General features: G+C 69.5%; 29 protein-coding genes and 3 tRNA genes. 20 read left to right on the top strand and 12 right to left on the bottom strand.

What is annotated here, in order from left to right; all coding sequences use genetic code 11:
• The first annotated feature begins 10 nt into the window (after positions 1-10).
• The 12 genes from folC (at position 11) to PE066_RS05990 (ending at position 9,091) form a co-directional block, all read left to right on the top strand.
• Positions 11-1,309: a bifunctional tetrahydrofolate synthase/dihydrofolate synthase gene (gene folC, locus PE066_RS06045; RefSeq protein ID WP_271235657.1), complete on the top strand. Its 1,299-nt coding sequence runs from the start codon at positions 11-13 to the stop codon at positions 1,307-1,309.
• A 20-nt stretch (positions 1,310-1,329) separates the two neighbouring features.
• Entirely contained in the window at positions 1,330-2,187 is an 858-nt protein-coding gene (locus PE066_RS06040) for an SPOR domain-containing protein (protein ID WP_271235656.1), read from the top strand.
• A gap of 13 nt (positions 2,188-2,200) precedes the next feature.
• A complete protein-coding gene (locus PE066_RS06035; protein WP_271235655.1) occupies positions 2,201-2,689 on the top strand; it encodes a CvpA family protein in 489 nt (162 codons plus the stop codon).
• A 12-nt stretch (positions 2,690-2,701) separates the two neighbouring features.
• The gene (gene purF / locus PE066_RS06030; protein ID WP_271235654.1) at positions 2,702-4,222 is read left to right on the top strand and encodes an amidophosphoribosyltransferase; all 1,521 of its coding nucleotides are present in this window, start codon (positions 2,702-2,704) and stop codon (positions 4,220-4,222) included.
• Entirely contained in the window at positions 4,222-5,436 is a 1,215-nt protein-coding gene (locus PE066_RS06025) for an O-succinylhomoserine sulfhydrylase (RefSeq protein ID WP_271235653.1), read from the top strand. Before purF ends, PE066_RS06025 begins: the two co-directional genes overlap by 1 nt.
• A 118-nt stretch (positions 5,437-5,554) precedes the next feature.
• Positions 5,555-6,961 (top strand): glutamate--tRNA ligase, encoded by a 1,407-nt coding sequence (gltX, locus tag PE066_RS06020; RefSeq protein WP_271235652.1) that lies wholly within the window; start codon positions 5,555-5,557, stop codon positions 6,959-6,961.
• Between the two features lie 35 nt (positions 6,962-6,996).
• A tRNA-Ala gene (locus PE066_RS06015) sits at positions 6,997-7,072 on the top strand.
• Between the two features lie 30 nt (positions 7,073-7,102).
• A tRNA-Glu gene (locus PE066_RS06010) sits at positions 7,103-7,178 on the top strand.
• Between the two features lie 82 nt (positions 7,179-7,260).
• Positions 7,261-7,337 (top strand) — tRNA-Asp (locus PE066_RS06005).
• A 219-nt stretch (positions 7,338-7,556) separates the two neighbouring features.
• Positions 7,557-7,880, top strand: coding sequence for an ArsR/SmtB family transcription factor (locus tag PE066_RS06000; RefSeq protein ID WP_271235651.1), 324 nt, complete (start codon positions 7,557-7,559; stop codon positions 7,878-7,880).
• Between the two features lie 48 nt (positions 7,881-7,928).
• Entirely contained in the window at positions 7,929-8,438 is a 510-nt protein-coding gene (locus tag PE066_RS05995) for an arsenate reductase ArsC (protein WP_271235650.1), read from the top strand.
• A gap of 23 nt (positions 8,439-8,461) precedes the next feature.
• Positions 8,462-9,091: an aquaporin gene (locus PE066_RS05990; RefSeq protein ID WP_336298450.1), complete on the top strand. Its 630-nt coding sequence runs from the start codon at positions 8,462-8,464 to the stop codon at positions 9,089-9,091.
• Between the two features lie 128 nt (positions 9,092-9,219).
• Here the strand turns inward: PE066_RS05990 and PE066_RS05985 are convergent, their stop codons facing one another.
• The 7 genes from PE066_RS05985 to PE066_RS05955 all read right to left on the bottom strand — a co-directional run bounded on the left by PE066_RS05985 (position 9,220) and on the right by PE066_RS05955 (position 15,144).
• Positions 9,220-9,747 carry a hypothetical protein gene (locus tag PE066_RS05985; protein WP_271235649.1) on the bottom strand — a complete coding sequence of 176 codons (528 nt, stop codon included), beginning with the start codon at positions 9,745-9,747 and terminating at the stop codon, positions 9,220-9,222.
• 371 nt (positions 9,748-10,118) lie between these two features.
• Positions 10,119-10,631: a hypothetical protein gene (locus PE066_RS05980; RefSeq protein ID WP_271235648.1), complete on the bottom strand. Its 513-nt coding sequence runs from the start codon at positions 10,629-10,631 to the stop codon at positions 10,119-10,121.
• On the bottom strand, positions 10,628-11,683 hold the full coding sequence (locus tag PE066_RS05975) for a phosphotransferase family protein (protein WP_271235647.1): 1,056 nt from the start codon (positions 11,681-11,683) through the stop codon (positions 10,628-10,630). Before PE066_RS05975 ends, PE066_RS05980 begins: the two co-directional genes overlap by 4 nt.
• Positions 11,680-12,705: a branched-chain amino acid ABC transporter permease gene (locus PE066_RS05970; protein ID WP_271235646.1), complete on the bottom strand. Its 1,026-nt coding sequence runs from the start codon at positions 12,703-12,705 to the stop codon at positions 11,680-11,682. The genes PE066_RS05975 and PE066_RS05970 overlap by 4 nt, the downstream gene beginning before the upstream one ends.
• Complete coding sequence (locus tag PE066_RS05965) at positions 12,702-13,583, bottom strand: branched-chain amino acid ABC transporter permease (protein WP_271235645.1); 882 nt, start codon at positions 13,581-13,583, stop codon at positions 12,702-12,704. The genes PE066_RS05970 and PE066_RS05965 overlap by 4 nt, the downstream gene beginning before the upstream one ends.
• A complete protein-coding gene (locus tag PE066_RS05960) occupies positions 13,580-14,323 on the bottom strand; it encodes an ABC transporter ATP-binding protein (RefSeq protein ID WP_271235644.1) in 744 nt (247 codons plus the stop codon). Before PE066_RS05960 ends, PE066_RS05965 begins: the two co-directional genes overlap by 4 nt.
• Positions 14,320-15,144, bottom strand: a complete 825-nt coding sequence (locus PE066_RS05955; protein ID WP_271235643.1) for an ABC transporter ATP-binding protein — start codon at positions 15,142-15,144, stop codon at positions 14,320-14,322. Before PE066_RS05955 ends, PE066_RS05960 begins: the two co-directional genes overlap by 4 nt.
• A 295-nt stretch (positions 15,145-15,439) precedes the next feature.
• Between PE066_RS05955 and PE066_RS05950 the strand changes: the two genes are divergently transcribed.
• The 3 genes from PE066_RS05950 (at position 15,440) to PE066_RS05940 (ending at position 18,416) form a co-directional block, all read left to right on the top strand.
• Positions 15,440-16,645: an ABC transporter substrate-binding protein gene (locus tag PE066_RS05950; protein ID WP_271235642.1), complete on the top strand. Its 1,206-nt coding sequence runs from the start codon at positions 15,440-15,442 to the stop codon at positions 16,643-16,645.
• A gap of 86 nt (positions 16,646-16,731) precedes the next feature.
• Positions 16,732-17,346 (top strand): TetR/AcrR family transcriptional regulator, encoded by a 615-nt coding sequence (locus tag PE066_RS05945; protein ID WP_271235641.1) that lies wholly within the window; start codon positions 16,732-16,734, stop codon positions 17,344-17,346.
• A gap of 17 nt (positions 17,347-17,363) precedes the next feature.
• The gene (locus tag PE066_RS05940) at positions 17,364-18,416 is read left to right on the top strand and encodes a hypothetical protein (RefSeq protein ID WP_271235640.1); all 1,053 of its coding nucleotides are present in this window, start codon (positions 17,364-17,366) and stop codon (positions 18,414-18,416) included.
• A 61-nt stretch (positions 18,417-18,477) separates the two neighbouring features.
• Here PE066_RS05940 and PE066_RS05935 read toward each other — a convergent pair whose 3' ends face one another.
• Positions 18,478-18,936 (bottom strand): bacteriohemerythrin, encoded by a 459-nt coding sequence (locus tag PE066_RS05935; RefSeq protein ID WP_271235639.1) that lies wholly within the window; start codon positions 18,934-18,936, stop codon positions 18,478-18,480.
• Between the two features lie 81 nt (positions 18,937-19,017).
• On the opposite strand from PE066_RS05935, the gene PE066_RS05930 reads away from it, so the two are divergent.
• Complete coding sequence (locus PE066_RS05930) at positions 19,018-19,773, top strand: NAD(P)H-dependent oxidoreductase (protein WP_271235638.1); 756 nt, start codon at positions 19,018-19,020, stop codon at positions 19,771-19,773.
• On the top strand, positions 19,770-20,663 hold the full coding sequence (locus PE066_RS05925) for an acyl-CoA thioesterase (RefSeq protein WP_271235637.1): 894 nt from the start codon (positions 19,770-19,772) through the stop codon (positions 20,661-20,663). The genes PE066_RS05930 and PE066_RS05925 overlap by 4 nt, the downstream gene beginning before the upstream one ends.
• Here the strand turns inward: PE066_RS05925 and PE066_RS05920 are convergent.
• From PE066_RS05920 to PE066_RS05905, 4 genes are read right to left on the bottom strand one after another with little or no spacing between them, the layout of a single operon-like run.
• On the bottom strand, positions 20,651-21,571 hold the full coding sequence (locus PE066_RS05920; protein WP_271235636.1) for a DMT family transporter: 921 nt from the start codon (positions 21,569-21,571) through the stop codon (positions 20,651-20,653). The genes PE066_RS05925 and PE066_RS05920 overlap by 13 nt on opposite strands.
• Before the next feature lie 7 nt (positions 21,572-21,578).
• Positions 21,579-22,277: a nitroreductase gene (locus tag PE066_RS05915; RefSeq protein ID WP_271235635.1), complete on the bottom strand. Its 699-nt coding sequence runs from the start codon at positions 22,275-22,277 to the stop codon at positions 21,579-21,581.
• A complete protein-coding gene (locus PE066_RS05910; protein ID WP_271235634.1) occupies positions 22,274-23,140 on the bottom strand; it encodes an HpcH/HpaI aldolase/citrate lyase family protein in 867 nt (288 codons plus the stop codon). The genes PE066_RS05915 and PE066_RS05910 overlap by 4 nt, the downstream gene beginning before the upstream one ends.
• A complete protein-coding gene (locus PE066_RS05905) occupies positions 23,140-23,460 on the bottom strand; it encodes a 2Fe-2S iron-sulfur cluster-binding protein (protein ID WP_271235633.1) in 321 nt (106 codons plus the stop codon). Before PE066_RS05905 ends, PE066_RS05910 begins: the two co-directional genes overlap by 1 nt.
• Positions 23,461-23,603: 143 nt before the next feature.
• Here PE066_RS05905 and PE066_RS05900 point away from each other — a divergent pair, with 143 nt between their 5' ends.
• Genes PE066_RS05900 through PE066_RS05890 form a run of 3 tightly spaced genes read left to right on the top strand, consistent with a single transcriptional unit; the run spans position 23,604 to position 26,214 of the window.
• On the top strand, positions 23,604-24,875 hold the full coding sequence (locus tag PE066_RS05900) for an aromatic ring-hydroxylating oxygenase subunit alpha (RefSeq protein ID WP_271235632.1): 1,272 nt from the start codon (positions 23,604-23,606) through the stop codon (positions 24,873-24,875).
• Positions 24,875-25,366, top strand: a complete 492-nt coding sequence (locus PE066_RS05895) for an aromatic-ring-hydroxylating dioxygenase subunit beta (RefSeq protein ID WP_271235631.1) — start codon at positions 24,875-24,877, stop codon at positions 25,364-25,366. The genes PE066_RS05900 and PE066_RS05895 overlap by 1 nt, the downstream gene beginning before the upstream one ends.
• 23 nt (positions 25,367-25,389) lie before the next feature.
• Positions 25,390-26,214 carry an enoyl-CoA hydratase/isomerase family protein gene (locus tag PE066_RS05890; protein ID WP_271235630.1) on the top strand — a complete coding sequence of 275 codons (825 nt, stop codon included), beginning with the start codon at positions 25,390-25,392 and terminating at the stop codon, positions 26,212-26,214.

The raw sequence follows: 26,214 nt of genomic DNA, 5'->3' as shown, positions 1-26,214 counted from the left end.
ATCGGCAGCCATGCAGAGCAGGCAAACCTTGCAGGACTGGCTGGCGCATTGCGAGCACCTGCACCCGAAAGCGATCGAACTGGGCCTGGACCGGGTGCGCGAAGTGGCGCAGCGCCTGGGGCTGGCGTTCGCCGGCCCGGTGATCACGGTGGCGGGCACCAATGGCAAGGGATCGACCTGCGCCCTGTTGGAAGCCATCCTGCTGCAGGCGGGCTGGCGCACCGGCGTCTACACCTCGCCGCACCTGGTGCATTTCGAGGAGCGCTGCCGCATCGGCGGCGAAGCCGTCAAGGCGGACGCGCTGGTGCCCCATTTCGAGCGGGTCGAGCAGGCGCGCCAGGGCGTTCAGCTGACCTACTTCGAGTTCACCACGCTGGCCATCCTCGACCTGATGGCCGCCAGCGGGCTGGACGTGGCGATCCTGGAAGTGGGCCTGGGCGGGCGGCTGGACGCGGTCAACGTGATCGACACCGACTGCGCCATCGTCACCAGCATCGACCTGGACCACCAGGAGTTCCTGGGCAACGACCGCGAGGCGATCGGCCGCGAGAAGGCCGGCATCCTGCGCGCCGGCAAACCGGCCATCGTCAGCGACCCGGTGCCGCCGGCCAGCCTGGTGGCAGCGGCCGAGGCGATCGGCGCCGACCTTTGGCTGCACGGGCGCGACTACAACTTCACCGGCGACAAGCAGCAGTGGGGCTGGGCCGGGCGTGGACGGCGCTACGCCGGGCTGGCCTATCCGGCGCTGCGTGGCGCCAACCAGCTGCTCAATGCCTCGGGGGTGCTGGCCGCACTGACGGCGCTGCGCGAGCGCATCCCGGTCACTGCGCAGGCGGTGCGCGCCGGCCTCGGGCTGGTGGAGCTGCCCGGCCGCTTCCAGATCGTGCCGGGCGAGCCGACGCTGGTGCTGGACGTGGCGCACAACCCGCATTCGGTGGCGGCGCTCGCCGCCAACCTGGATGCGATGGGCTTCTACCCGGCCACCCGCGCCGTGTTCGGCGCCATGGCCGACAAGGACCTGGCCGCCATGCTGCGCCGGATGGACCCGCTGGTGGACCGCTGGTACTTCACCGGCCTGGACACGCCGCGGGCGGCCTCGGCGCAGGATCTGCAGGCGCAGTGGAAGGCCGTGACGGTGTGCCACGACGTCGACGCCAGCACCCACGCCAACCCGCGCGAAGCGCTCGAAAGCGCGCTGGCCGAAGCGAACCCCACTGATAGAATCCTGGTCTTCGGATCGTTCTACACGGTGGGCGCTGTCCTCAAGGACGGCTTGCCCCGCCTGAAGGCCCGGCACCTGGCCCCCTGAACCCCAAGGCGACACGCTCCATGGCCTTTTTCAAGTTCCGCAAGGCAGCCGCCGACAAGCCGGCCGCGCCGGCGCAAACCGAAAGCGTGGAGACCCTGCGGCGCCGCGCGCGGCATCGCCTGATCGGCGCGGCCGTGCTGGTGCTGATGGGCGTGCTCGGCTTCCCCCTGCTGTTCGACTCCCAGCCGCGGCCCGTGGCAGTGGACATCCCGATCGAGATTCCCGACCGCAACAAGGCCAAGCCGTTGCCGCTGCCGGTGTCCGCCGCGCCGAAAGCCGAGGTCGAAGCCGCCGCCAGCGAGCCTGCGCCGGCGGCCGTTGCCGCCAGGCCGTCCGCATCGTCGGCGCCGGCGCGCCCGATCGCCTCGGGCGCCGTGACGTCGGCCGCCACCGAACCCAAACCCGAGCCGAAGCCCGAAGCGAAGGCGGAAGCGAAACCCGACCCCAAGTCTCCCGCCATGCCGGCCGAGAGCAAGGACGCGCCCAAGGCCGTGGCGGCTCCCAGCAAGCCGCAGCCGGCCGCGCCCGTGCAGGCCGCCGCGGCCCGGCCGGCGGCCGATGCCGATTCGGCCCGGGCCCGCGCGCTGCTGGAAGGCAAGCCGGTGCCGGTCGCCGACAAGCCGGTCGCCGAGCCGCCCGCGACCGCCGAAGGCCGCTTCGTCGTGCAGGTGGGCGCCTTTTCCGATCCGGCCAAGGCGCGCGAGACCCGCCTCAAGGTCGAGCGTGCCGGCCTGAAGACCTACACGCACGTGGCCGATACCAAGGATGGCAAGCGCACCCGGGTGCGGGTCGGGCCGTTCGCCACGCGCGCCGAGGCCGACAAGGCGGCCGGCAAGATCAAGGCACTGGATTTGCCCGCGGCCATCCTCACCTTGTGAGGGCCGGCTGCGGATGGTGACGCTCGACTGGGTGTTCCTCGGGGTGCTGGCGTTTTCGCTGCTGCTGGGCGCGCTGCGCGGCCTGGTCTACGAGGTGCTGTCGGTGCTGAGCTGGTTCGCGGCCTTCGTGCTGGCCCAATGGCTGGCGCCGCTGGTGGCACCCTGGCTGCCGATGGGGGGCGCGGTCGAGCCGCTGAGGTACGCGGCCGGGTTCGCCATCGTGTTCGTGCTGGCGGTGTTCGTCGGCGGACTGCTGGCCTGGGCCAGCCGCAAGCTGATCGAGGCCGTCGGGTTGCGGCCGGTCGATCGCACGCTGGGTGCCGCCTTCGGGCTGGTGCGCGGTATGGTGCTGCTGCTGGTGCTGGCCGTGGTGGTGAACATGACGCCGCTGCGCAGCGCGCCGTGGTGGACTGAATCGATGGGCGCCGGCGCCTCGAGCGCGGCGCTCAGGGGATTGAAGCCGGTGCTGCCGGGCGAATTCGGGCAGTACCTGCCCGGCTAGAAAGATAGTTTTATGTGTGGAATCGTCGGCGTCGTCAGCGCCGCTCCCGTCAACCAGCTGATCTACGACGCGCTGCTGCTGCTGCAGCACCGCGGCCAGGACGCGGCCGGCATCGCGACCCAGCAGGGCCGCAAGTTCTTCATGCACAAGGCCAAGGGGATGGTGCGCGACGTGTTCCGCACCCGCAACATGCGTGCCCTGCCGGGCAACGCGGGCCTGGGCCAGGTGCGCTACCCGACGGCCGGCAATGCCTACAGCGAGGAGGAGGCCCAGCCGTTCTACGTGAACGCGCCGTTCGGCATCGTGCTGGTGCACAACGGCAACCTGACCAACGCGAAGGCGCTCAAGGCCGAGCTGTTCTCCAGCGACCACCGCCACATCAACACCGAGAGCGACTCGGAGGTGCTGCTCAACGTGTTCGCGCACGAACTGGAGAAGGCCACGCGCGGCGGGCCGCTGCAGCCGGACGACGTGTTCACCGCGGTGCGCAACGTGCACCGGCGGGTGCGTGGCTCCTATGCCGTGATCGCGCTGATTGCCGGCCATGGCGTGCTGGCGTTCCGCGATCCGTTCGGCATCCGCCCGCTGTCGCTCGGCCGCGGCGCCGACGGCACGGTGATGGTGGCCAGCGAATCGGTGGCGCTGGAGGGCTCGGGCCAGGCCTTCGAGCGCCACGTCGCCCCGGGCGAGGCGGTGTTCATCGACCTGCAGGGCCGGCTGCATGCGCAGCCCTGCGCCGACGACCCCAAGCTGTATCCGTGCATCTTCGAATACGTGTACCTGGCGCGGCCCGACTCGGTGCTGGACGGCATCTCGGTCTACCAGGCGCGGCTGAACATGGGCGAGACCCTGGCCAAGCGGGTCATCTCCACCGTGCCGCCCAACGAGATCGACGTGATCATCCCGATTCCGGAATCCAGCCGCCCCAGCGCAACGCAACTTGCCCACCTGCTGGGCATCCCCTACCGCGAGGGCTTCGTCAAGAACCGCTACGTCGGCCGCACCTTCATCATGCCGGGGCAGGGCGTGCGCAAGAAGTCGGTGCGCCAGAAGCTCAACGTGATCGGCAGCGAGTTCCGCGGCCGCAACGTGCTGCTGGTGGACGACTCCATCGTGCGCGGCACCACCAGCCGCGAGATCGTGCAGATGGCGCGCGACGCCGGTGCGAAGAAGGTGTACCTGGCCAGTGCCGCGCCGCCGGTGCGCTTTCCCAACGTCTACGGCATCGACATGCCCACCGCCAGCGAGCTGGTGGCGCACGGCCGCAGCGTGGAGGAGGTGCGCCAGATCATCGGCTGCGACGCGCTGATCTACCAGGACGTCGAGCCGATGAAGCGCGCGGTGGCGGCCGCGGCCGGGCCCGGCGCGCCGAAGCTGGACGGCTTCGATGCCTCCTGCTTCGACGGCGTGTACGTCACCGGCGACATCAACCCGGACGACATCGCCAGGATCAACGAGGCCCGCCTCGGCCAGGAAGACCCGCTGGAGGAGACCACCTCGCGGCTGGTGCTGCCCAACGCACAGGACGCCTGATGGCCGGCGATCGCAAACTGCCCGATGGCCTGCGGCCCGAGACGCTGGCCGTGCGTGCCGCCGTCGACAAGAGCCAGTACGGCGAGAACTCCGAGGCGCTGTACCTCACCTCCAGCTTCACCCAGCCCGACAGCGAGCTGGCGGCGCGCCGCTTCGCCGGCGAGGAAGAGGGTTTCATCTACTCGCGCTTTTCCAACCCGACCGTCGCCAGCATGGAGATGCGGCTGGCCGCGATGGAAGGCATGGAGGCGGCGGTGGGCACGGCCAGCGGCATGGGTGCCATCCTGCTGCTGTGCCTGTCGCTGCTCAAGGCCGGCGACCACATCGTCTGCTCGCGCTCGGTGTTCGGCTCCACCCTCAAGCTGCTGGGTACCGAGTTCGCCAAGTTCGGCGTCGAAACCAGCTTCGTCTCGCAGACCGACCTGGCCGAGTGGAAAGCGGCAATCCGGCCGACCACCAAGCTGCTGTTCGCCGAGACGCCGACCAACCCGCTGGCCGACGTCTGCGACATCCGCGCGCTGGCCGACCTCGCGCACGAGGCCGGTGCGCTGCTGGCCGTGGACAACTGCTTCTGCTCGCCGGCGCTGCAGCAGCCGGCGAAGTTCGGCGCCGACATCGTGGTGCACTCGGGCACCAAGTACCTCGACGGCCAGGGCCGGGTCATCGCCGGCGCGCTGTGCGCCAGCCAGGAGCTGGTCACCGGCAAGTTCGTGCCTGTGATGCGCAGCGCCGGCATCAGCCTGTCGCCCTTCAACGCCTGGGTGGTGCTCAAGGGACTGGAGACGCTGGGCATCCGGATGGAGGCGCAGTCGCAGCGCGCGCTGGAGCTGGCACGCTGGCTGGAGGCCCACCCGAAGGTCGAGCGCGTCTACTACCCGGGGCTGACCAGCCATCCGCAGCACGAGTTGGCCATGGCCCAGCAGTCGGGCCGCGGCGGCGCCGTGCTGGGCTTCGACGTCAAGGCGGTCGACGCCGACGAGGCCCGCCGCAATGCCTTCCACGTGATCGACTCGACCCGGCTGCTGTCGGTGACGGCCAACCTGGGCGACGTCAAGAGCATCGTCACCCATCCGGCCAGCACCTCGCACGGCCGCCTGACCGAAGCCCAGCGCCAAGCCGCCGGTATCCGCCAGAACCTGGTGCGCGTGGCGGTCGGGCTGGAGCACGTCGAGGACCTCAAGGACGACCTGGAGCGCGGGCTCGGCACGCTCTGACCCTCTCGTCATCCCCCGTCGCCGCCTTCCGCGAAGGCAGGCTCCAGCGGGGGATCCAGCGCAACGCGCAACCCCGCCGGCCCCGCAACAGCGGGTGTCGCTGCCACAATCCCGCCCCATGTCCACCCGCACCCGGTTCGCCCCTTCGCCCACGGGCTTCATCCACCTCGGCAACATCCGCTCGGCCCTGTATCCCTGGGCCTTCGCCCGCTCCACCGGCGGCACCTTCATCCTGCGCATCGAGGACACCGACCTCGAGCGCTCCTCGCAGGCGGCGGTCGACGTCATCCTGGAAGGCATGGCCTGGCTGGGCCTGGACCCGGACGAGGGCCCGTACTACCAGATGCAGCGCATGGACCGCTACAAGGAAGCGCTGCGCCAAATGCAGGACCAGGGCCTGGTCTACCCCTGCTACATGAGCGTGGCCGAGCTCGACGCCCTGCGCGAGCGCCAGATGGCCAACAAGGAAAAGCCTCGCTATGACGGCACCTGGCGGCCCGAGCCCGGCAAGGCGCTGCCGCCGGTGCCCGAAGGCGTGCAGCCGGTGCTGCGCTTCCGCAACCCGCTGGCCGGCGTGGTGGCCTGGGACGACAAGGTCAAGGGCCGCATCGAGATCCGCAACGAGGAGCTCGACGACCTGGTGATCGCGCGCCCCGACGGCACGCCCACCTACAACTTCTGCGTGGTGATCGACGACATCGACATGCGCATCACCCACGTGATCCGCGGCGACGACCACGTGAACAACACGCCGCGCCAGATCAACATCTTCCGCGCGCTCGGCAAGGAGCCGCCGGTGTACGCGCACCTGCCGACGGTGCTGCAGCCGGTGGTCGGCGAGGATGGCAGCGTGCGCGTCGAGAAGATGAGCAAGCGGCACGGCGCCAAGCCGGTCACCCAGTACCGCGACGAGGGCTTCCTGCCCGAGGCCATGGTCAACTACCTGGCGCGCCTGGGCTGGTCGCACGGCGACGACGAGATCTTCAGCCGCGAGCAGTTCCTGCAGTGGTTCGACCTCGACCACCTGGGCAAGAGCGCGGCGCAGTTCGACGAAGCCAAGCTGCGCTGGGTGAACGCCCAGCACATGAAGGCCATGCCCGACGAGCCGCTGGCGATGCTGGTGGGCGAGCAGTTGAAGAAGCGCGGCATCGCCCCCGATGCGCGCCTGCCGCGCCTGTGCGGCCTGCTCAAGGACCGCAGCGACACCACCGTGGCGCTGGCCGACTGGGCCCAGCGCTTCTACCAGGAGGTGCAGCCCAGCGCCGAGGACGTTGCCAAGCACATCACCGAGGGCGTGCGCCCGGCCATCGGCCTGCTGGCCAAGATGCTCGAGGGCGTGCCCTGGGACAAGGCGGCGATTGCCGAAAGCCTGAAGGAAGTGCTGCGCGCCACCGGCCTGAAGATGCCCCAGCTGGCCATGCCGGTGCGGGTGTTGGTGCTCGGAACGCCCCAGTCGCCCTCGCTCGACGCGGTGCTGGAACTGCTTCCTCGCGATATTGTGTTGAAGAGGCTGGCGAACGTTTGAAATTTCAGTGTAGAATCTGGGGCTCGACACCAAGCGGGGGTATAGCTCAGCTGGGAGAGCGCTTGCATGGCATGCAAGAGGTCAGCGGTTCGATCCCGCTTACCTCCACCAAATGCAAGGTGTCGGGAGTTCCAAGGTTTCGACCCTATCGTCTAGAGGCCTAGGACATCACCCTTTCACGGTGAGTACCGGGGTTCGAATCCCCGTAGGGTCGCCAAGATTTCCCCGGTAACGGGGGCATCAGGCAACAAGTGGCAGGCACTTGCCCCGCATCGTCGGGGGAACACCTGCACCGACGCGGAGTGGTAGTTCAGTCGGTTAGAATACCGGCCTGTCACGCCGGGGGTCGCGGGTTCGAGTCCCGTCCACTCCGCCAAGATCCAGCCTCCAGAGGGAAACCTCTGGAGGCTTTGTCTTTTTCCGGACCTTTTCCCCTTCGAACACCTGCTGCTCGGCGTACCGTACGCAGGGCGACGGTGTCGCGTGCTCCACGGTCCCGCGCATCGTGGCGGCCTGCCCAGCGCAGCCCGCCCCCCTGGCCCGGGCCCGGTCTCCACACCTTGCAGCCCTCAATCATTTCGACTATTCTCGAAACATGGAAGAGAATGACGTCGTCCGGGCGCTGGCCGCGCTGGCCCATCCGGCCCGCATCCAGGTGTTCCGGGCCCTGGTGGTGGTCGGGCGGGACGGCCTGACGCCGGGCACCATCGCCGAGGCGCTGTCCATGCCCGCCGCGACCCTCTCGTTCCACCTCAAGGAGCTGGCGCACGCGGGGCTGGTCACGCAGGAGCGGGCCGGCCGGAACCTCGTCTACCGCGCCGCCTACGACCGCATGAACGACGTGCTCGGCTACCTCACGGCGCACTGCTGCCAAGGCGCCGAGTGCCTCGACCCCGCCGCGGCCGCGTGCAAGTGCTGAAGGAGTACCCATGAAGCAAGTCTCGAAGACGGCCAAGCTGCTGACCGAATGAGCATGACCGACACCCCGATCTTGAACGTCCTGTTCCTCTGCACCCACAACTCGGCCCGCAGCATCCTCGCGGAAGCCGTCCTCAACCACATCGGCAAGGGGCGCTTCAAGGCCTTCTCCGCCGGCAGCAGCCCGCGCGACAGCCAGCAGCCGAATCCGCTGGCGCTGGCCGTGCTGCGAGAGGCGGGTCTCAGCACGGACGGCTTGCGGAGCAAGTCGTGGGACGAGTTCGCCGGCGCCAGCGCCCCGCCGATGGACCTGGTCATCACGGTCTGCGACAACGCGGCCGGCGAGGCCTGCCCGTTCTGGCCCGGCCATCCGGCGACGGCGCATTGGGGCTACGCGGACCCTTCCGATGCGCCGGGCAACGAGGAGCAGCGCCGGGCCGCCTTCCGCGGCACCTTGCAGGCCATCCGCAACCGCCTGGAGCTGCTGGTCAGCCTGCCGCCCGAGCGGCTGGGAAAGCTGCGGCTCCAGCAGACCGCCCGCGAGCTGGGCGCGAAGTGAGCGGTCAACCGCTGCATCGCCGATTGCTGGCGGAATTCATCGGGACGTTGCTGCTGCTCACCGCCGTCATCGGCTCGGGCATCATGGCCGAACGGCTGGCGCAGGGGAACGCCGCCGTAACCCTGCTGGCGAACACGATGGCAACCGTGTTCGCCCTGTTCGTCCTCATCGAGGTCTTCGCCCCGATCAGCGGGGCGCACTTCAACCCGGTCGTGACCATTGCCTTCGGCCGGTCCTCGGGCCTGGCGCATGGCGAACAAGCCCTTTACGTGATCGCGCAACTCGCGGGCGCCGCCGCCGGAGCGGCGCTGGCCAACGCCATGTTCGAGCTGCCGGTTTTGCAGTGGGCCGGGAAGGCGCGGGGCGGGGCGGGGCAGTGGCTGGCAGAGGTGGTGGCGACCGCCGGTCTGGTGCTCGTCATCGCTCGCGCCGGTGCGGGACGTGCCCCTGCGCTGGTGGCCGCGTACATCGGTGCCGCCTACTGGTTCACCTCCTCGACCTCATTCGCCAACCCGGCAGCGGCCTTCGGGCGGATGTTCAGCGACACCTTCGCGGGAATCGCGCCGGCGTCCTTGACCGCCTTCGTCGCGTCGCAAGCGGTGGGCGGCGCCCTCGGCCTGGCCTTGGCAAGGCGGCTGGGCCAACGGGAGTAATCCTTGCGGCGCCGCCGCATCCAGGAAATTCGGGGTTGGCACGCGAGCCAACCCTTCTTGCTCATGGACGCGCCGGCGGCGGACCGCCGCTCTGGCGGTCCGCCGCTGGTGGAGCGGCGCCTGCGCCGCTATCGCCCGTCCCGGTCCGAGTCGCCCGGGATGGCGCGTTCGGCCGCGTTGCTCACGCGGTCCCAAGCGTCGCGCGATGCGTGTTTGGCGCGTTCCCATTCGAGGCTGGAGCTGCCGCGCGAGCTGTCCCAGTCGCGGCCCAGGTCGGGCTCCAGCTCGTCGAACCGGCGGCTGGGATTGCGCGAGTAGGCGTCGACCCCGTAGCGGTAGGCCGGGCCGTAGTCGTCGTAGGTCGAGCCGCTGGCGATGTACGGCCGGCTCGAGTAGTTGTCGCGCCAGTACTTGTCTTCCGCTGCCGGGTCGATCGCCTTGGCAATGCCCTTGCCGGCCAGCGCGCCGGCCACCGCCCCGGCGGCCGCGCCCACAGCCGCGCCGACCGGGCCGGTCATGCCGCCCACAGCCGCGCCTGCGGCCGCACCACCGGCCACGCCCCCGGCGGCGCCGCCCACCACGGCACCGGTGCCGGTGGCTGCCTTGTGCATGCCGGTCTTGTCCTTGGCCACGGGCTTTTCGCTTCGATCTGTCATGCGAGGTTCCTTTCGAATCAACGATGGGATGGAACACTCAGCGTAGGGCCGGGGCAGGTCACAGGCCATCCCTGTGCGGCTCGCAGGCATGACAGCAGGAGCCGAATAGGCTGTCGGACATTCCGCACGACGGGCGGGGCGATCCCTCTTCGACACCCGATCATGTCCTTGAGGCTGTCCTTGAGGTCGTCCTGGATGAACAGGTAGCCGTCGGCACCGCGATCTGGCGCAGCCGCAACTGCTCGAGCAGCTGTGGCGCACGACCCGGGAGCAGCTCGCCATTGACAACTCTCGGTACCGCTGACGCAGCGAGCCCAGCGCCCGGGCGCCGGACGGAAGCGGCCTTTCCTAGCGGCGTCCTGCGCCTGGATTCAAGCGCGCGAGCCCGCTTCGGCGGGTTCCTGCCCCGTGGCGATCTGCGCGAACATGGGCGCGGGCGTGAGCTTCGCGGCGATGGCGTTCACGTCGGATGCGCAGGACCGGATCGCGCGGCTCACGGCGGAGGGGACCTGCGAACCCGGCAGGCGCGCTGCGTCGAAGGACCGGTGCACCAGGGCTTCGAGCCAGGCCAGGCCCGCATCCAGAGCCTCCCGGTGCGCCGCAACGGCCTGGGGCGCGGTAGCCAGGTTCGCGCACACCTCGGGCAGGGCCGGCCGGCCGGACCGCCAGCCCAAGGCTGCGAGTTCCTGCTCCAGGGTCCGGAGCCGGTCGACTTGCCGTGCCATCGGCGCCAGCGAGCTGTCCGCATGAAGCAGCAGGTGCCGGAGCATGTAGATGACGCCGTAGACCTGTCCCCGTGCGAAGGTGTCGTCGAGCTTGGGCAGGACGTGCTCACGCAAGGCGCCTTCCATCGCCTCGACGTCGCGGGCCAGCCGATCGCTCACGTTTGCCCCCCGATCAGGCGATCCAGCTGGCGGGTCATGACCGCGATCTGCGTCGCCATGGAAGTCATCCGCATGTCGTTGTAGCCGCGACGCTGCGCGGAGTACTGGGCGGCCACGGTGATCGCAATCGACTTGTACAGGGCGAGGCATTCGAAGTAGTGAAGGTCGGCGTCGGCCACCCGGATCCCCGACACGGTGGCGTACCGGTCCAGGGCCGCTTCGCGCTCCAGTTCGCCGAAGAGCCGGCGAGAGCCCTTGTTGAAAGTGGCCGAGAACAGCCATCCCAGGTCCTCGAGCGGATGCCCGACATGGACCATCTCCCAATCGAGCACGGCGCTCACCCGCGTATCGTCGGCCAGGAAGTTTCCGAGGCGGAAATCGCCGTGGACGATGCACAGCCGCGGCGCGGCGCGAACGTTCGAGCGCAACCAGCGTTCGGACCAGGACAGCAGCGGCAACGGCTTGCACGCCCACTCCCGCAGCCGCTGCGACCAGTGGTCGATCTCGAGCTCCACGGCGTTCTCCGGGGTGACGGGCTGAGCGTCCGACTGCAGCGCCCCGACGGGCGTTCCGGGTGCGTGGAGATGGCCCAGGATCTCGACGAAGGCCTCGGCCAGCCGGGCACGCCGGCCGGGGTCGATGGACTGGAGCCGCCACGGCTCGATCACTTCGCCCGCCACCTTCTCGCAGATGAAGAAGGGCGCGCCGAGAATGGCGGGATCGTCCGACCAGGCGACCAGGGCGGCCACCGGCACGCGGCTGTCCTTCAGGCTTGCCAGGGCCAGGGCCTGCGGCCGCGCCGAGTAGGGCGCGAACATGCCCGTCGGGGGGCCGATCTGGACGATCAGTTCCTGCGCAGGGCGGCCGATCCAGCGGGCGCTGAACCCGAAAGTGATCCAGGAGAATCCGGACGAGTACCGCTTCAGGGGCCCGACCGCCAGTTCGGCCTGGAACGAAGATCGCAGGAACTGCCGCAGGCGATCCTGCAGGCCTTCCCCATGCAGATCCGGCGCCACCTCCGAGGGGGCGCTGAGGGCCGACGCTGCGCTCATCGTGCCTGGCCGCGCGCGCGGCGCTCGGTGCGCCGCACCCACGATCGGAGGCTGCCCGCGATGCCCGTGGGCATCAGGTACATCGCCAGGATGACGCACACGCCGTAGATCGCGGTCGATGCCGACTGGGAGGCGCGCTCGGTCAGCAGGGGCAGGAACTGCACGATGAGGGCGCCGAACACCGCACCCGGCAAGGAGTTCAGTCCACCGATCACGGCGCCCACCAGGAAGGTGATCGACAACATCGCTCCGAAGCTGTCGGCGGACACGTAGAGCACCGACACGGCACTGAGTCCGCCGGCCAGGCCGGTGAACAGCGACGAGATGGCGAACGTCATCGTCTTGACCGACCCGGTGTCGATGCCCATTGCGGTGGCTGCGATCGGGTGGTCGCGCACGGCGACGATCGCGCGGCCCATGCGGCTGTCCAGCAGATTCGAGGCGATCCAGTACACGGCGGCCAGCGTGAGCACCGCCAGCAGGTACATCCACTGGTCGCCGCTCAGGGACAGGCCGAAGGGCGGATCCGGCCGCACCAGCGTAAGGCCCTGGAATCCGCCGGTCCAGGGGTCGAAGCCCTTGAAGCGCAGCAGCTGCGGGACCGCCACCGCCAAGCCGAAGGTGGCCAGTGCCAGGTGGTGGCCCGGCAGCTTCAGCGCCGGCAGGCCGAACAGGTAGCCCAGGACGAAGCAGCTTGCCGCCCCCAGCAACGGGGCCATCCAGTAAGACACGCCGAAGCTGTTCATGACGATCGCCGTGGTGTACGCGCCCACCGCGAAGATGGCGCCATGGCCCAGCGAGACCTGGCCGCCGAACCCGGTCAGCAGGATCAGCCCGAGCAGCGCCAGGCCGTAGACGGCCACGGTGGTGAACTGCGTCAGGCGGAAGTCGCTCAGCAGCAAGGGCGGCAGGACGAGGACCAGCAGGACGATGGCCGGAAAGACGCCGCGGCGCCAGCCGCGCCGGGGGGCGAAGCCGACATCGGTGGCGGCCAGCGCGGGGTTGGTGGGGGTCATGCTCATACGCGGGTCACGATGGTTTTGCCGAGAAGGCCCTGTGGCCGCAGGAGCAGCACGGCGACCAGCACCAGCAGCGCGAAGGTCATCTTCAGCTCGGAGCCGATCAGGTAGGCGCCGAGCAGGTTCTCGCCGACGCCCATGAGGATGCCGCCGAGCAGGGCGCCCCAGGGGTTGGTAATGCCGCCGAGCAGGGCGCCTGCGAACGCATAGAGCAGCACGCCACTCATCATGTGCGTGTCGAGGAACACGACCGGCGCAACCATCATGCCCGCCACCGCGCCGACGGCCGCGGCGCCGCCCCAGCCGAGGGAGTACATGAGCGGCACCGGAATGCCGCAAAGCATGCTGGACGCGGGGTTGACGGCGGCCGCCCGCATCGCCAGGCCGTATCGCGTGTGGGCGAAGAAGCCGTAGATGCCGGCCAGCAGGAGCAGGCAAACCAGAATGCTGCCCAGCCGGTGGGCCGAGATGATGCCGTTCTGCAGCCAGGCCGTGCCCTGGAACGGGCTGGGGAACTCCCGCATCGTGTGCCCGAACAGCAGGCCGGCCAGGCTGTTGAACACCAGCATCAGGCCGATGAAGACGATCACGACGGAGAGCACCGGGGCCTTTGCCATGCCGCGAATGACGAACCGCTCGATCAGCGCGCCCAGCGCGAAGGAGCCAGCGATGGTGGCCGAGAAGGCGACCCAGTACGGAAGCCCGGCCTGGATCATGGCCCAGGCGGAGAAGGTCGAGAACATCGCCATCTCGCCCTGGGCGAAGTTGATCTTCTCGGTGGCCTGGTAGATGACGACCAGCGCCAGCGCGACCAGGCCGTAGATCACGCCGGTGGCGACGCCGCCGCCCACCTGCTGGATGAGGATGGCGACCGAGTTCATGCTTCTGCTCCCAGGTACGCGCGGCGCACCGCGTCGTCTTGCGCCAGGGCCGATGCGGGCCCGTGCAGGGTGATGCGGCCTGACTCCAGCAGGTAGGCGTCGTCCGAGAAGCCCAGGGCCAGGCTGGCGTTCTGCTCGATCAGCAGGATACTCAGTCCGTGGGCCGTGATGATGTCCCGCAGGATCCGGAAGATGAGCTGGACGACCAGCGGCGCGATGCCGAACGAGGGCTCGTCCAGCAGCAGCAGGCTCGGGCGCGGCATCAAGGCCCGGGCGATCGCCAGCATCTGCTGTTCGCCGCCGGAGAGCGTGCCGGCCTGCTGGTGCTGCCTTTGCTTGAGGACCGGAAAGAAGCCGAACATGGCCTCCATCTGGGCCTGGAGTTCACGGCGGCTGCGAATCAGGTAGCCGCCGACGCGCAGGTTCTCCTCGACGCTCAGCTCCGCCAGGGTGCCGCGGCCATCCGGAACATGGCCTACCCGGCGCGACGCGATGGCGTGGGGGGACAGGCCGGTCACCGGCTGGCCGTCGATCAGCACCTGGCCGGACGCGGGCTTGAGCAATCCCGAGATGACCCGCAGCGTGGTCGTCTTGCCCGCGCCGTTGGCGCCGAGCAGCGTCGTCACGCCGCCGCGCCGGACCGCGAGGTTGACGTCGCGCAGCACCTGCGTCGCACCGTAGCCGGCGCAGACGTTGCGCACTTCGAGGTGAAGGGGTGGTGTGTGCTGGCCGGACGTCATGCCGCCTTCCCCAGGTAGGCCTCGATCACATCCGGGTGGTTCTGGATGTCGGCGGGGGAGCCCTCCGCGATCTTGCGGCCGAAGTTGAGCACCACCACGTGCGAACAGATGCTCATCACCAGGCCCATGTGGTGCTCCACCAGCAGCACCGCCGTGCCCATCTCGTCGCGTGCCTTGCGGATCATCTGCTTGAGGGATTCGAGCTCTTCATGGTTGAGGCCGGCAGCGGGTTCATCGAGCAGGAGCAACTTGGGACGCGCCGCCATGGCCCGCGCCAGCTCGACCCGCTTGCGCACGCCGAAGGGAAGCTCCCCGGCCAGCCGCAACGCATAGGGCTCGAGCTGAAACGCGCTCACCATCTGCGCGGCGCGGTCCCGGATGCCGGCTTCCTCGGCGCGTTCGGCCGCCGGCTTGAAGCAGGCCGACACGAAGCCGCTGCGGGTGCGGCTGTGAACGCCGATCTTCACGTTGTCGAGCACGGTCAGCGTGTCGAACAGGGCGGCGTGCTGGAAAGTCCGCGCGATGCCGTGGGCAGCGATGTCGCCGGCCTCGATCGCCAGCAACGAAGTGCCCTCGATCTGCAGGTTGCCGGCTTGCGGCGTGAAGAGCCGGTTCAGGCAGTTGAAGAGGGTCGTCTTGCCCGCGCCGTTGGGCCCGATGAGGCCGCAGATCTGCTGGCGCTGGACGCTGAACGACACGTCGCTGAGCGCCTGGATGCCGCCGAACGACATCGACAGTCCGCTGACTTGCAGCAAGGCCGGGCCCGCGCTGCCTGGGCTTCCTGGCGCCGCCGGCGGCGGCGACAAGGGTGCTTTGCTCATTTGATGCTTCCTTCGACGGCCGAGTGGCCGCACCGCCCGTCGAGCAGGTGGCCGACATAAACCGTCGCGTCGGTCGATTGTAGGAGAGGTTTTCCAAACCGCCAGTCGGCAACCGTATTGGTGAAAACACTGAGTCGCGACAAGATAATACGACCGACGCGACGGTTTAATATCGCGCGGCCTGATCGTCGGACACCCAGTCCGTGCCCCGGAGCGAGATCGGTCACCCTCACTGTCGATCGGGCTCGGGTGGCTGCACAAGAGACCCGGGCGCGGCCTGAACGGAGACATATCCATGAAGAGAAGAGTCGCTGCAGCCATCGTGGCCACGGCCGCCGCCTTCGCTCTCGTGCCTGCAATGGCGCAGAAGAACGCACCCGGCATTTCGGACACCGAGATCAGGATCGGGCAGACCTTTGCCTATAGCGGTCCCGTCAGTTCCTTCAGTGCCATCCCCAAGGCCGAACTGGCCTACTTCAAGATGGTCAACGAGCGCGGGGGCGTGAACGGCCGCAAGATCAACCTGATCAGCGTGGACGATGGCTACCAGCCTTCCCGGGCGCTGGAGCAGACGCGCAAGCTGGTGGAACAGGAGGGCGTCGCCTTCATCTACGGCAGCCTGGGCACGGGCCTGAACATGGCGCTGCGGCCCTACCTGAACGGCCGCAAGGTGCCGCACCTGTTCATCGCCTCGCCGCTGGTGGAGTTCGGCGATCCGGCCAAGTTCCCCTGGACCATGGGCTGGCAGGCCACGAACGAACTCGATGGCGTGGCGACCGGCCGCTACATCCTGCAGAACAAGCCGGACGCGAAGATCGGCATCCTGTACCAGAACGACGATTTCGGTAAGGGCTTCATCCGCGGCGTGCGCAACGCCCTGGGCGACAAGGCCGACCGGATGATCGTCGCGCAGGCGTCGTACGAGACGACCGACGCCACGATCGATTCGCAGATCACGACGCTGCGGGCGGCGGGCGCCGACACGTTCATCAACATCGCCATTCCGAAGTTCGCTGCGCAAGCCATCCGGATCGCCCACGACTCGGGATGGAAGCCCTTGCAGTTCCTCACCTACTCGTCCAACTCCATCAGCCTCACGCTCAAGCCGGCTGGGTTGGACAAGTCGACCGGCATCCTCTCGACCCAGTTCTACAAGGACCCGACCGATCCGGATTGGGACAAGGATCCGGGCATGGCCGAATGGCGGGCCTGGCAGAAGAAGTACTACCCCGATGCGGACCCGGCCGACGCGAACATCGTCTTCGGCTACACGCGGGCGCAGACGCTGGTCCATGTCCTCAAGCAGTGCGGCGATGACCTTTCGCGCGAGAACATCATGCGGCAGGCCGCCAACATCAAGAACCTGGAGCTGCCGCTGCTGTTTCCCGGCATCCGGTTGAACACCTCGCCGACGAACTTCCATCCGGTGCAGCAGCTGCAGATGCGCCGGTTCGACGGCACCCGCTGGCAGAGCGTCGGTTCGCTGATGAAGGCGGCCTGACGTCCGCCGTTTCGACGGCTCGCCGGATGGCAGCTGCCCGCCCAGCGGGAGCTGCAAGAATGGCGGGCCCGACGATCCGAAGCACGATGACCCGATCCCTTGCGAGCGACCATGGCGTGAAGCGCCAGACGATCATGGAGAACGCTGCCGCGCTTTTCGCCCGAGCGGGCTTCGAAAGCGCCAGGCTCCAGGACCTCGCGACGGCGTGCGGGACGTCCAAGTCGAACCTGTACCACTACTTCCCGCGCAAGGAAGATCTGCTCCATGCCATCATCAGCGAGCACATTGCCAGCACGGCTGGGGAGCTCGATGAGATCGCGAATGGCGAAGGTACCGCCAAGGAACGGCTGGTCCGCTTTGTCCGCGCCTTCGTCCAGCGCGCCGCGGACAAGCGCAACGAGCACCTGGTCCTGACCAACGACCTGAAGTTCCTGTCGGAACTGCAGCAGCAGGAGATCAGGCTGGTCCAGGCCCAGGCCGTGGACCTGCTGGTCGAACTCCTGAACGAGATCAATCCCCGGATCATGCGATCGAAGCGCGTCCGCGCGTCCTACGCACTGCTGCTCTTCGGGACCATGATCTGGACATTCACCTGGTACAGCAAGGAGGGCGGCATGACACCGCAGGAGTTGGCCGACCGGCTGGCCGATGTGTTCCTGCATGGCTTCGAAGACGCCGATCATCCGCCCGCGTACCGCTGATTCCCATTAGGACGGACATGGCATCCCTCCCCATCAATCCCTTCCTGCAGCACGACGCCCTCCAGGTCACCGCTCGCGACGCCGTACCCGGCTGGTTCGACCGGTTCTACTTCAATGCGCACCGGGGAGCCACCGGCCCCTGCTTGCTGATGGGTGCCGGCGTCTACCCGGTCGAAGGGGTCGTCGACGGCTACGTGATCGCGGTGGCGAACGACGCGCAGGTCAACCTGAGGGTGTCCGACGTGCACCCGGGATCGGCATCCGCGTGCGCGGTGGGGCCGCTGTCGTGGGAGATCCTCAAGCCCATGCAGCGCTGGCGGGTCCGGCTGGCGCCCAATCCGTCGCGCATCGCCTTCGACCTGACCTGGTCCGCCGCATCCTCGTTCTGGCCGTGCGCGCCGATGCATCTCGACGATGGAAGAGGCCGGACCGCGGCCTTCGACCATGGCTTCCAGTCCGGGCGGCACGAAGGCTGGATCGAGATCGAAGGCGAGCGCTTCGACGTCAGCGGCTGGTCGGGCCAGCGCGACCGCTCGCGGGGCACGCGCCTGCCGGGTGCGCGCCAGGGGGTCCACATGTGGATCCAGGCCCAGTTCGAAGACGCGTGCATCGGCTGCAACCTCGACCTGGACCGCGGCAACCGTCCCACGCTGCTCGATGGTGCCTGGATGGGGCGCGACGGCAGCCTCGACCCGATCGAGCGGGTCGAGCACGACCTGGTGTTCGATGACGACCTGGAGTTGTTGCGGGCGCGGTTCCAGATCCGGACGGCCAGCGGGCGCGAGTTCGGCATGGACGCCGACCTGACCGCCACCCGGGGCGGTTACATGGCAGGGGGCGGCTATGGCGGGTGGCATGGACAGGCTCGTGGCGCGAACGTGATCGAGCATGAGCGCTGGAGCCTGGCCGAGAAGGCACGCCTGAGAAGCCTGTCGACGCCGCTGACGGACCGCCTGGCCCGGTTCACCCGGCGCGATGGCGGCACCGCGCCGGCCGTCGAGGGCGCCGGTGTCTTCGAGTTCGCCCATTCGCGCAGCCCCGAGTTCCGGTACGCGGCCTCCTTGCGGTAACACGGCGCCCAGCCGTGCAAGGCTGTCGCCCGCGGCGCTCGCTCCGTCGAACGGCCGCCCGCTAAGCCGCCTGCTGCGGCCGCTTGCGGTGCACCACCACCGGCTTGCCGCCGTACTGCCGCTTGCACAGCCAGGCCGCCAGCGCCGAGTCCAGGTAGTCGGCGTGGCCCGGAAACCAGCGCGCCAGTTCGGCGACGAAGGAGGGCGCCGCGCGGCAGTCGCCGGCGCGGGCCAGCGCGAGCACCTCGCCGGACGACCGCAGCACCGCCGCGTGCTCGTCGATGTGGCAGTCGCGCGGCGGGAAATCGGTTTCGCGCATCCAGCGGTCCTCGGCCTCGAAGTGCGCCTGCAGGTGGGCGTCCAGGGCGGCCAGCAGTTCGACCCAGTCGCCCTCGAACGGCGCCTCGGCGCGCGCCAGCAGTTCGTCCAGTTCCGCATGGATGCGGTCCATCGGGGCATAGCCCAGTTCGGCGACGTGGGTGGCAGCGGGCGGGGCCAGGGGGTCGTGCTTGCGGTCCATCTTCAGGCGGCTGGAAAAATCCGGGGCGGTGGGCGCATAATAAACCGACGCGCCGGTCTATAAATGGGCGCAGGAATCACCATGCAGACCCTGATTGTCTACGCCCATCCGGAGCCCCGTTCGTTCAACCGGGCGCTGCTGGACCGCTCGGTCCAGGTGCTTACCGGGCAAGGCCACGAAGTCGTGGTCTCCGACCTGTACGCGATGGGGTTCAACCCGGTCGCGAGTGCCGCCGACTTCAGCGAGCGGCGCTTCCCCGACGCGCTGCAGTACGACCGCGAGCAGAAGCACGCGCACGAGCACCAGGCCTTTGCGCCGGACATCCAGGCGGAGATCGACAAGCTGCGGGCGTGCGACCTGCTGATCCTGCAGTTCCCGCTGTGGTGGTTCTCCGTGCCGGCCATCCTCAAGGGCTGGATCGACCGCGTCTTCGTCAACGGGGTGGTCTACGGGAAGGGGCGGCGATTCGACACCGGCGGCCTGCGCGGCAAGCGCGCCCTGGTGTGCACCAGCACCGCCTGCTATCCGGAGATGGTGGCGCCGGACGGCCTGCTGGCCGCGCTGGACATCAACCTGTGGCACCTGCAGCACGGCACCCTGGGGTACGCCGGCTGCGACGTGCTGCGGCCGTTCGCGGCCTGGTCCATCCACTACACCACACCCGAAGCGCGCGCCGGCTACCTGGATGCGTACGAGCAGCGGCTTCGCCAGATCGAACAGGAGGAACCCATGCCCATGCACAGGCTGGAGGAGTTCGGCGCCGACTGGCGCCTGCGGCCGGGCATCGAGCCGCGCACGGCGGGCCACCGCCGCCCCGCGGCGGAGGGCGCCCGATGAATGCGCAGGCCGGGCACCTGACGGGCGCCGAGCCCTTGTCGCTGGCCGAGCGCCTAACGCTGGATGCGGTCGGGCCGCGCCACTGGCGCAGCCGGCACGGGGAAGCCAACCAGAACGGGCGCTCCTACGGCGGCCAGCTGCTGGGCCAGGCCATGCAGGCCGCCCTGCTGGAGGCGCCGCCCGAGCGGCCCGCCAGCATGATGCAGTTCCTGTTCCTGCAGGGCGCCATGCCCGACCAGCCGATCGACTTCAAGGTGCGGCCGCTGCAGGAAGGCAAGCGCTTCACGTCCCTGCACGTGCGTGGCACGCAGGGGGACCGCACGGTGCTGGACGCGCAGGTCAGCTGCGCCCTGAGCCTGCCCGGGCCCGAGCACCACACGGCGACCACGGCGCCGGCTGGCGAGCAAGCGACCGACTGGCCGGATCTCTCATCGCTGCCGCCGGGCCTGCTCGACCGGGTGAACCGGATGGGCGGCTACGGGCTGGACTTCAACGACTCGATCGCCTTTCGCATCCCCGAGCCGCAGCGGCAGCTGGCGGAAGACGGCGTCAACGGCCCGTTCCGCTACTGGATGAAGGTGCCGCATGCGCTCGCGCCGGACGCCCGGCTGCACACCGCCGCCTTCGCCTACCTGTCGGACTGGTGGCTCAATTTCTGTGCCTTGCGGCCGCACATCGCACGCGCCCGCGAGCACGCGATGTACATCTCGAGCCTGAACCACGCCCTGTGGCTGCACCGGATCCCGCGTGCCGACGAATGGCTGCACGTGGAGGCGATCAGCGTCCATGCCGGCGCCGGCCGCGGGCTGGCCGTGGGCAACTTCCACGACGCGCAGGGGCGGCACGTGGCCACTGCGACGCAGGATTGCCTGATCGCCTACGTCGATTGACGCGCCCGGCGCTGCAGCGCCGCCGGGCCGAACTGCACCGCCGCGACACCGGCCACCGCCATGCCGGCCCCCAGCAGCTTGAGGCTGCCGAAGGCTTCGCCCAGCGTGGCCCAGGAGATGAGCCCCGCCACCGGCGGCAGCAGGTAGAGCAGCGGGGCGCTGCGCGGCACGCCGAGTTCCGCATTGAGCCAGCCCCAGATGAGCCAGCCGGCGAACGAGGCGAAGGCCACCGACCAGACCAGGGCCAGCCAGGCCGCCGGCGGCAACCCCGACCACGCCACCTGCAGCGCGACCGGGGCGTTCATGGCCAGGAGGGGCACGCTGGCCAGCAGGGTGCTGTAGGCCATCACCAGCAGCACGCCGTGCCGCTCGATCACGGCCTTGGCGGCCACCGTGTGGGAAGCGAACAGCACCGTGGCCAGCAGCAGCAGCAGGTCGCCCAGGCCCTGCGCGCGCGGGTCGGCCAGCTTGTCCGACAGGAAGACCAGGACGCCGGCCATGGCCAGCACCACGCCGACCAGCTGTACGCGCAGCAGGCGCTGGTTCCACAGCAGGCGCACGATCAGCAGGGTGAACACCGGGCCGCAGGCCGAGATGAGCGCGCTGGAGAACGGCGTCGACAGGTGCATGGCATGGGTCATCACGCTCACGTGGGCCACGTGCCCGACGAGGGCCAGGCCGGCCAGCGCCGCCCAGTCGCCGCGGCCCAGGCGCGGCCAGGCCAGGCCGTAGCGCCACAGGAGCACCGCCAGGGCGCAGGCCGGGGTGAGGACGTAGCGGATGAAGATCATGGCCTGCGGCCCGATCTGGGCGAGCAGGGCCTTCTGCACGCTGTAGTTGCTGCCCCAGGCCAGCACCAGCACCAGGGCCAGCAGCAGGGCCCACGGCTTGCGGGCGGCCGCGTTCACGTGCCGCTCAATCGCGCCACTGCAGGGATTCGGCCAGTGCGGCGCGGGCGGTCCGGAAGCCGTTGGCGGGATGCGCGGCATCCGCGTAGCCGAACGAGATGCCGCACAGCACCTGGCGCTCGGGCGCGATGCCCAGGACCTCGCGCACCAAATCGGGCCAGGAGGCCAGGGCGGCCTGCGCGATGGTGGCGACCCCCAGGGACTGCGCGGCCAGCATGAACTGCGACACATAGGCGCCGCAATCGAGCGCGCCGTACGGCCCCAGCGGTTCCGCCGTGGTGACGATGGCCACGTGCGGGGCGCCGAACAGGCGGAAGTTCTCTCGCGCCTGGCGGGCCGAGGCGACGCGGTCGCCCCGGGCCACCCCGACCGACTCGTACAGCGCGAAGCCGCAGGCGCGGCGCCGCTCGCCGTAGACGCCGGGGTATTCGCGCGGCCAGGCGACGTCCGGGGCCACCGGGCGCTGCGCATCGGCGGCCGCCAGCAGCGCGGCGCGGAAGCGCTCGGTGGCGCTGCCGGACGCCACGAACACCTGCCAGGGTTGGGCGTTGCACCAGGAAGCGGTGCGCTGCGCCAGGGCGGCGATGCGCTCGATGGTGGCGCGCGGCACGGGCTCGGGCCGGAAGGCGCGGCAACTGTGGCGCTGCGCCAGCAGGGATTCCAGCGCCGCGGCTTCGCCGCCGAGGGTTGCGGCCGGCTGCGTCATGCGTTCCCTTCCGCTGCAAAGCCTGCCGCCAGCCGGCGCGCCCGGGCCAGCACGGGCGCGTCCACCATCGCGCCCTCGAACCGGAAGGCGCCGCCGGCGTGGGCCTCGGCCGCCGCGAGCACGCGCAGGGCCCAGTCGCGCTCCTGCGGCGTCGGACCCAGCCAGCGGTTGACCGCCTCGACCTGCGAAGGATGGATGCACAGCTTGGCGCCGAAGCCGAAGCGGCGGGCGCGCCGGCAGTCCTGCTGCAGGCGTTCCGCGTCCTGCAGGGCGGTGGTCACGCCGTCCACCGGCGGCGGCAGGCCGGCCCGGCGCGAGGCCAGCACCAGGGCCAGGCGCACGGGGGCCAGTTCGGCTTCGTCCTCGCCGACCTCCATGCCCAGGTCGGCCTGGAAGTCCAGGTGGCCGAACGCCAGCCGCAGCACGCCCGCGGCGCCGGCGATCGCATCGGCCGCGGCCAGTCCTTCGGCCGATTCGACCAGCGGCAGCACCGGCACGCCCGGCAAGGCCGCGGCCAAAACGGCCAGGTCGGCCGCGCCTTCGGCCTTGGGCAGCATGAGGCCGCCCAGGCCGACCAGGTCGCCGAGCAGCCGGACGTCGTCGGCATGCCAGGGTGTCCCGAGCGCGTTGATGCGCACCAGCAGTCGGGCCCGGGCCGCCGCGTCGAGCGCCGGCCACCGCTCGGCCAGCGCCTGCCGCGCCTGCGGCTTGCGCTCGGGCGACACCGCGTCCTCGAAATCGACGATCACCGCGTCGGCGCCGCTGGCCAGTGCCTTGGCCAGGCGCTCCGGGCGGTCGGCCGGCACGAACAGGAAGGAGCGGGCTGCGGCGAGGCGGCCGGGCCCGGTCGGCGCCGGCGCCATCAGACCTGCTCGTCCGGCAGCTGCACGCGGATGCCTGCCAGCTCCGCGTTCATGCGGATCTGGCAGCACAGGCGGCTGTTGTCGCGCAGGTCAGGCACGCCTTCGAGCATGAACACCTCGGTCTCCGAACGCGGCGGCAGCCGGTCGAGGAAGGCAGGGTCGACATAGCCGTGGCAGGTGGCGCAGCTGCAGGCGCCGCCGCAGTCGCCCAGGATGCCGGGCACGGAATGGTCGAGCGCGGCCTGCATCAGGCTCTTGCCGACGGGTGCGTCGACTGCGTGCTCGGCGCCTTGGGGATCGATGAAGTGAACGGTGGGCATGCGGGGGTTCCCTTGGAGAACAGGCTTCGGGCCATGCGTTGACATAGTCCGTCTCGTCGGACTATTATTCCACTGCGTTTGACATTCGACAACATCCGCGAACGATTCATGGAGGCCCTTTCTTGGATACCTGTGCCCATGTGATGCCCACCGCTGCCGCCGCGCCCGGCGTGCAGCGGCGCTGGGACGAGCTCGTGCGCCCGGAGCACGTGCATGGCTCGCTCTACACGGACCCGGCCATCTTCCAGGCCGAACTCGAGAAGATCTGGTTCCGCACCTGGGTCTACGTCGGCCACGAAAGCGAGGTGCCCAACGCCAACGACTTCGTGATGAAGTCGATCGGCCCGGAGCCCATCATCATGACCCGCGACCGCAGCGGCCAGGTGCACCTGCTGCACAACCGCTGCTCGCACCGCGGCAACCGCGTGTGCATGACCGAGCGCGGCAACGCGCGCTCCTTCACCTGCCCCTACCACGGCTGGACCTTCTCCAACGACGGCGCGCTCAAGGGCTGGCCCTTCCCCTCGGGCTACGAAGGCGTGGACCGTTCGGAGTATGGCCTGGGCAAGGTGGCCCGGGTCGCCAGCTACCGCGGCTTCGTGTTCGGCTCGATGGCGGCCGAAGGCCCCAGCCTGGAAGAACACCTGGGCGCGGCCATGAAGTCGATCGACGCGCTGTGCGACACCTCGCCCGAGGGCGAGGTGGAGATCACCGCCGGCTTCCTCAAGCACAAGGTCAAGGCCAACTGGAAATTCCTGGTGGAGAACGAGACCGACGGCTACCACCCGTCGTTCGTGCACGCCTCGATCTTCGAGGTGGCGCAAAGCGGGATCGGCGAGCTGTACAGCGCCGAGTCCACCGCCGTCTCGCGCGATTTCGGCAACGGCCACACCGAGAACGACCTGCGTCCGGAGTTCCGCAAGCGCGACGTGCCGATGTCCTGGTTCGGCACCACGGCCGACAGGCTGCCCGAGTACACGGCCAGGATGAACGCCGCCTACGGCGAGGAGAAGGCGCGCAAGATCATGATCGACGGCACGCCGCACATCATGATCTATCCGAACCTGTTCATCGCGGAAATCCAGATCTTCGTGATCCAGCCGCTCGCCGTGAACGAGTCGGTGCAGCACGTCACCGCGCTGCAGTTCAAGGGCGCCCCCGACCTGAACCGGCGCATGCGCCAGCAGACCATGGGCTCGGTCGGCCCGGCCGGCTTCCTGCTGGCCGACGACGCCGAAATGTACGAGCGCACCCAGATGGGCGTGCAGATGCGCAACCCGGAGTGGCTGTTCCTGGGCCGCGGCAAGCACCGCGAGCGCCGCGACGAGGACGGGTTCCTGATCGGCGACAACACCGACGAGGTGCCCACCCGCGGCATCTGGCGCCACTACCGCTCGCTGATGGAGGCCGAGTGATGCCCATGACCCCCGAACAACGCGACGCGCTGGAAGACGTCACCCGCTTCATCTACCGCGAGGCGCGGCTGCAGGACGAGCACCGCTACGACGACTGGGAGGCGCTCTGGACCGACGACGGCGTCTACTGGGTGCCCGCCAACGGCGACGACGGCGACCCGGAGAAGGTGATGTCGATCCTCTACGACAACCGCTCCCGCATCGCCCTGCGCATCCGCCAGTTCCACACCGGCAAGCGCTTCAGCCAGACGCCCAAGTCGCGGCTGCGCCGGCTGGTCTCCAACATCGAGGTGCTGGACGACCGCGGCGCCGAGCTCGACGTGGCGTGCAACATGATGCTGTTCGAGTCGCAGACCCGCGGCGAAGTGGTCTGGGCGATGCGCACCGAGTACAAGCTGCGCCGCATCGATGGCGAGCTGCGCATGTCGCTCAAGAAGGTCAACCTGGTGAACAACGCCGAGGCGCTGTACTCCATGGCCTTCCTCATCTAACCGAAGCAACCGGAGAACAGCCAATGAGCCAGGAGACGAAACCCGAGGTGCTGGTCGCGGACGGCCCGGTGCGGCTGGAGCTGCACGCCGGCGGCGTGGCGCACCTGCGCCTGAACCGGCCGGAGTCGGCCAATGGCCTGAACGTCGAACTGCTGCGCGCGCTGCACGAGGCGGTGCTGCGCATCCACGGCGACGGCCGGGTGCGCGCCGTGCTGCTGACCGGCGAGGGCAAGAACTTCTGCGCTGGCGGCGACGTCCACACCTTCCTGTCCAAGGGCGAGGCGCTGCCGGACTACATCCGGGTGGCGACTTCGCTGCTGCAGCTGGCGGCATCGGCCCTGATCCGCCTCAACCCGCCGGTGGTCTCGGCGGTGCATGGGTTCGCCGCCGGCGGCGGTGGCATGGGCCTGGTCTGCTCGTCCGACTTCATCGTCGCCGGCGAATCCACCCGCTTCCTGGCCGGTGCCACGCGGGTGGCGATGGTGCCGGATGCCGGCGTGTCGGTCACGCTGACCCAGCTGGTCGGCTTCCGCCGCGCCATGGAGATCCTGATGCTCAACCCGGTGATCACCGCCGCCGAGGCCAAGGAGATGGGCCTGGTCACGCGCGTGGTCCCGGACGCCCAGCTGCTCGACGAGGCCTGGTCGCTGGCGCGGCAGCTCGCGGCCGGCGCCCCGGCCGCGCTGGCCAATACCAAGCGGCTGCTGTGGAACGGCATCGGCCAGGGCGTGGAAGCCGCGATGCCGCAGGAGAACCACGCGCAGGCCTTCCTGTCGGGCACGGCCGATGCGCGCGAGGGCCTGGCGGCCGTGATCGACAAGCGCGCGCCGCGCTTCACGGGGCGCTGA

This window comes from Ramlibacter tataouinensis, from assembly GCF_027941915.1.
In the GTDB taxonomy this organism is placed as follows: domain Bacteria; phylum Pseudomonadota; class Gammaproteobacteria; order Burkholderiales; family Burkholderiaceae_C; genus Ramlibacter; species Ramlibacter tataouinensis_C.
Note: the sequence above shows the minus strand (reverse complement) of the source record. Positions and strands in the feature narration are given on the sequence as shown.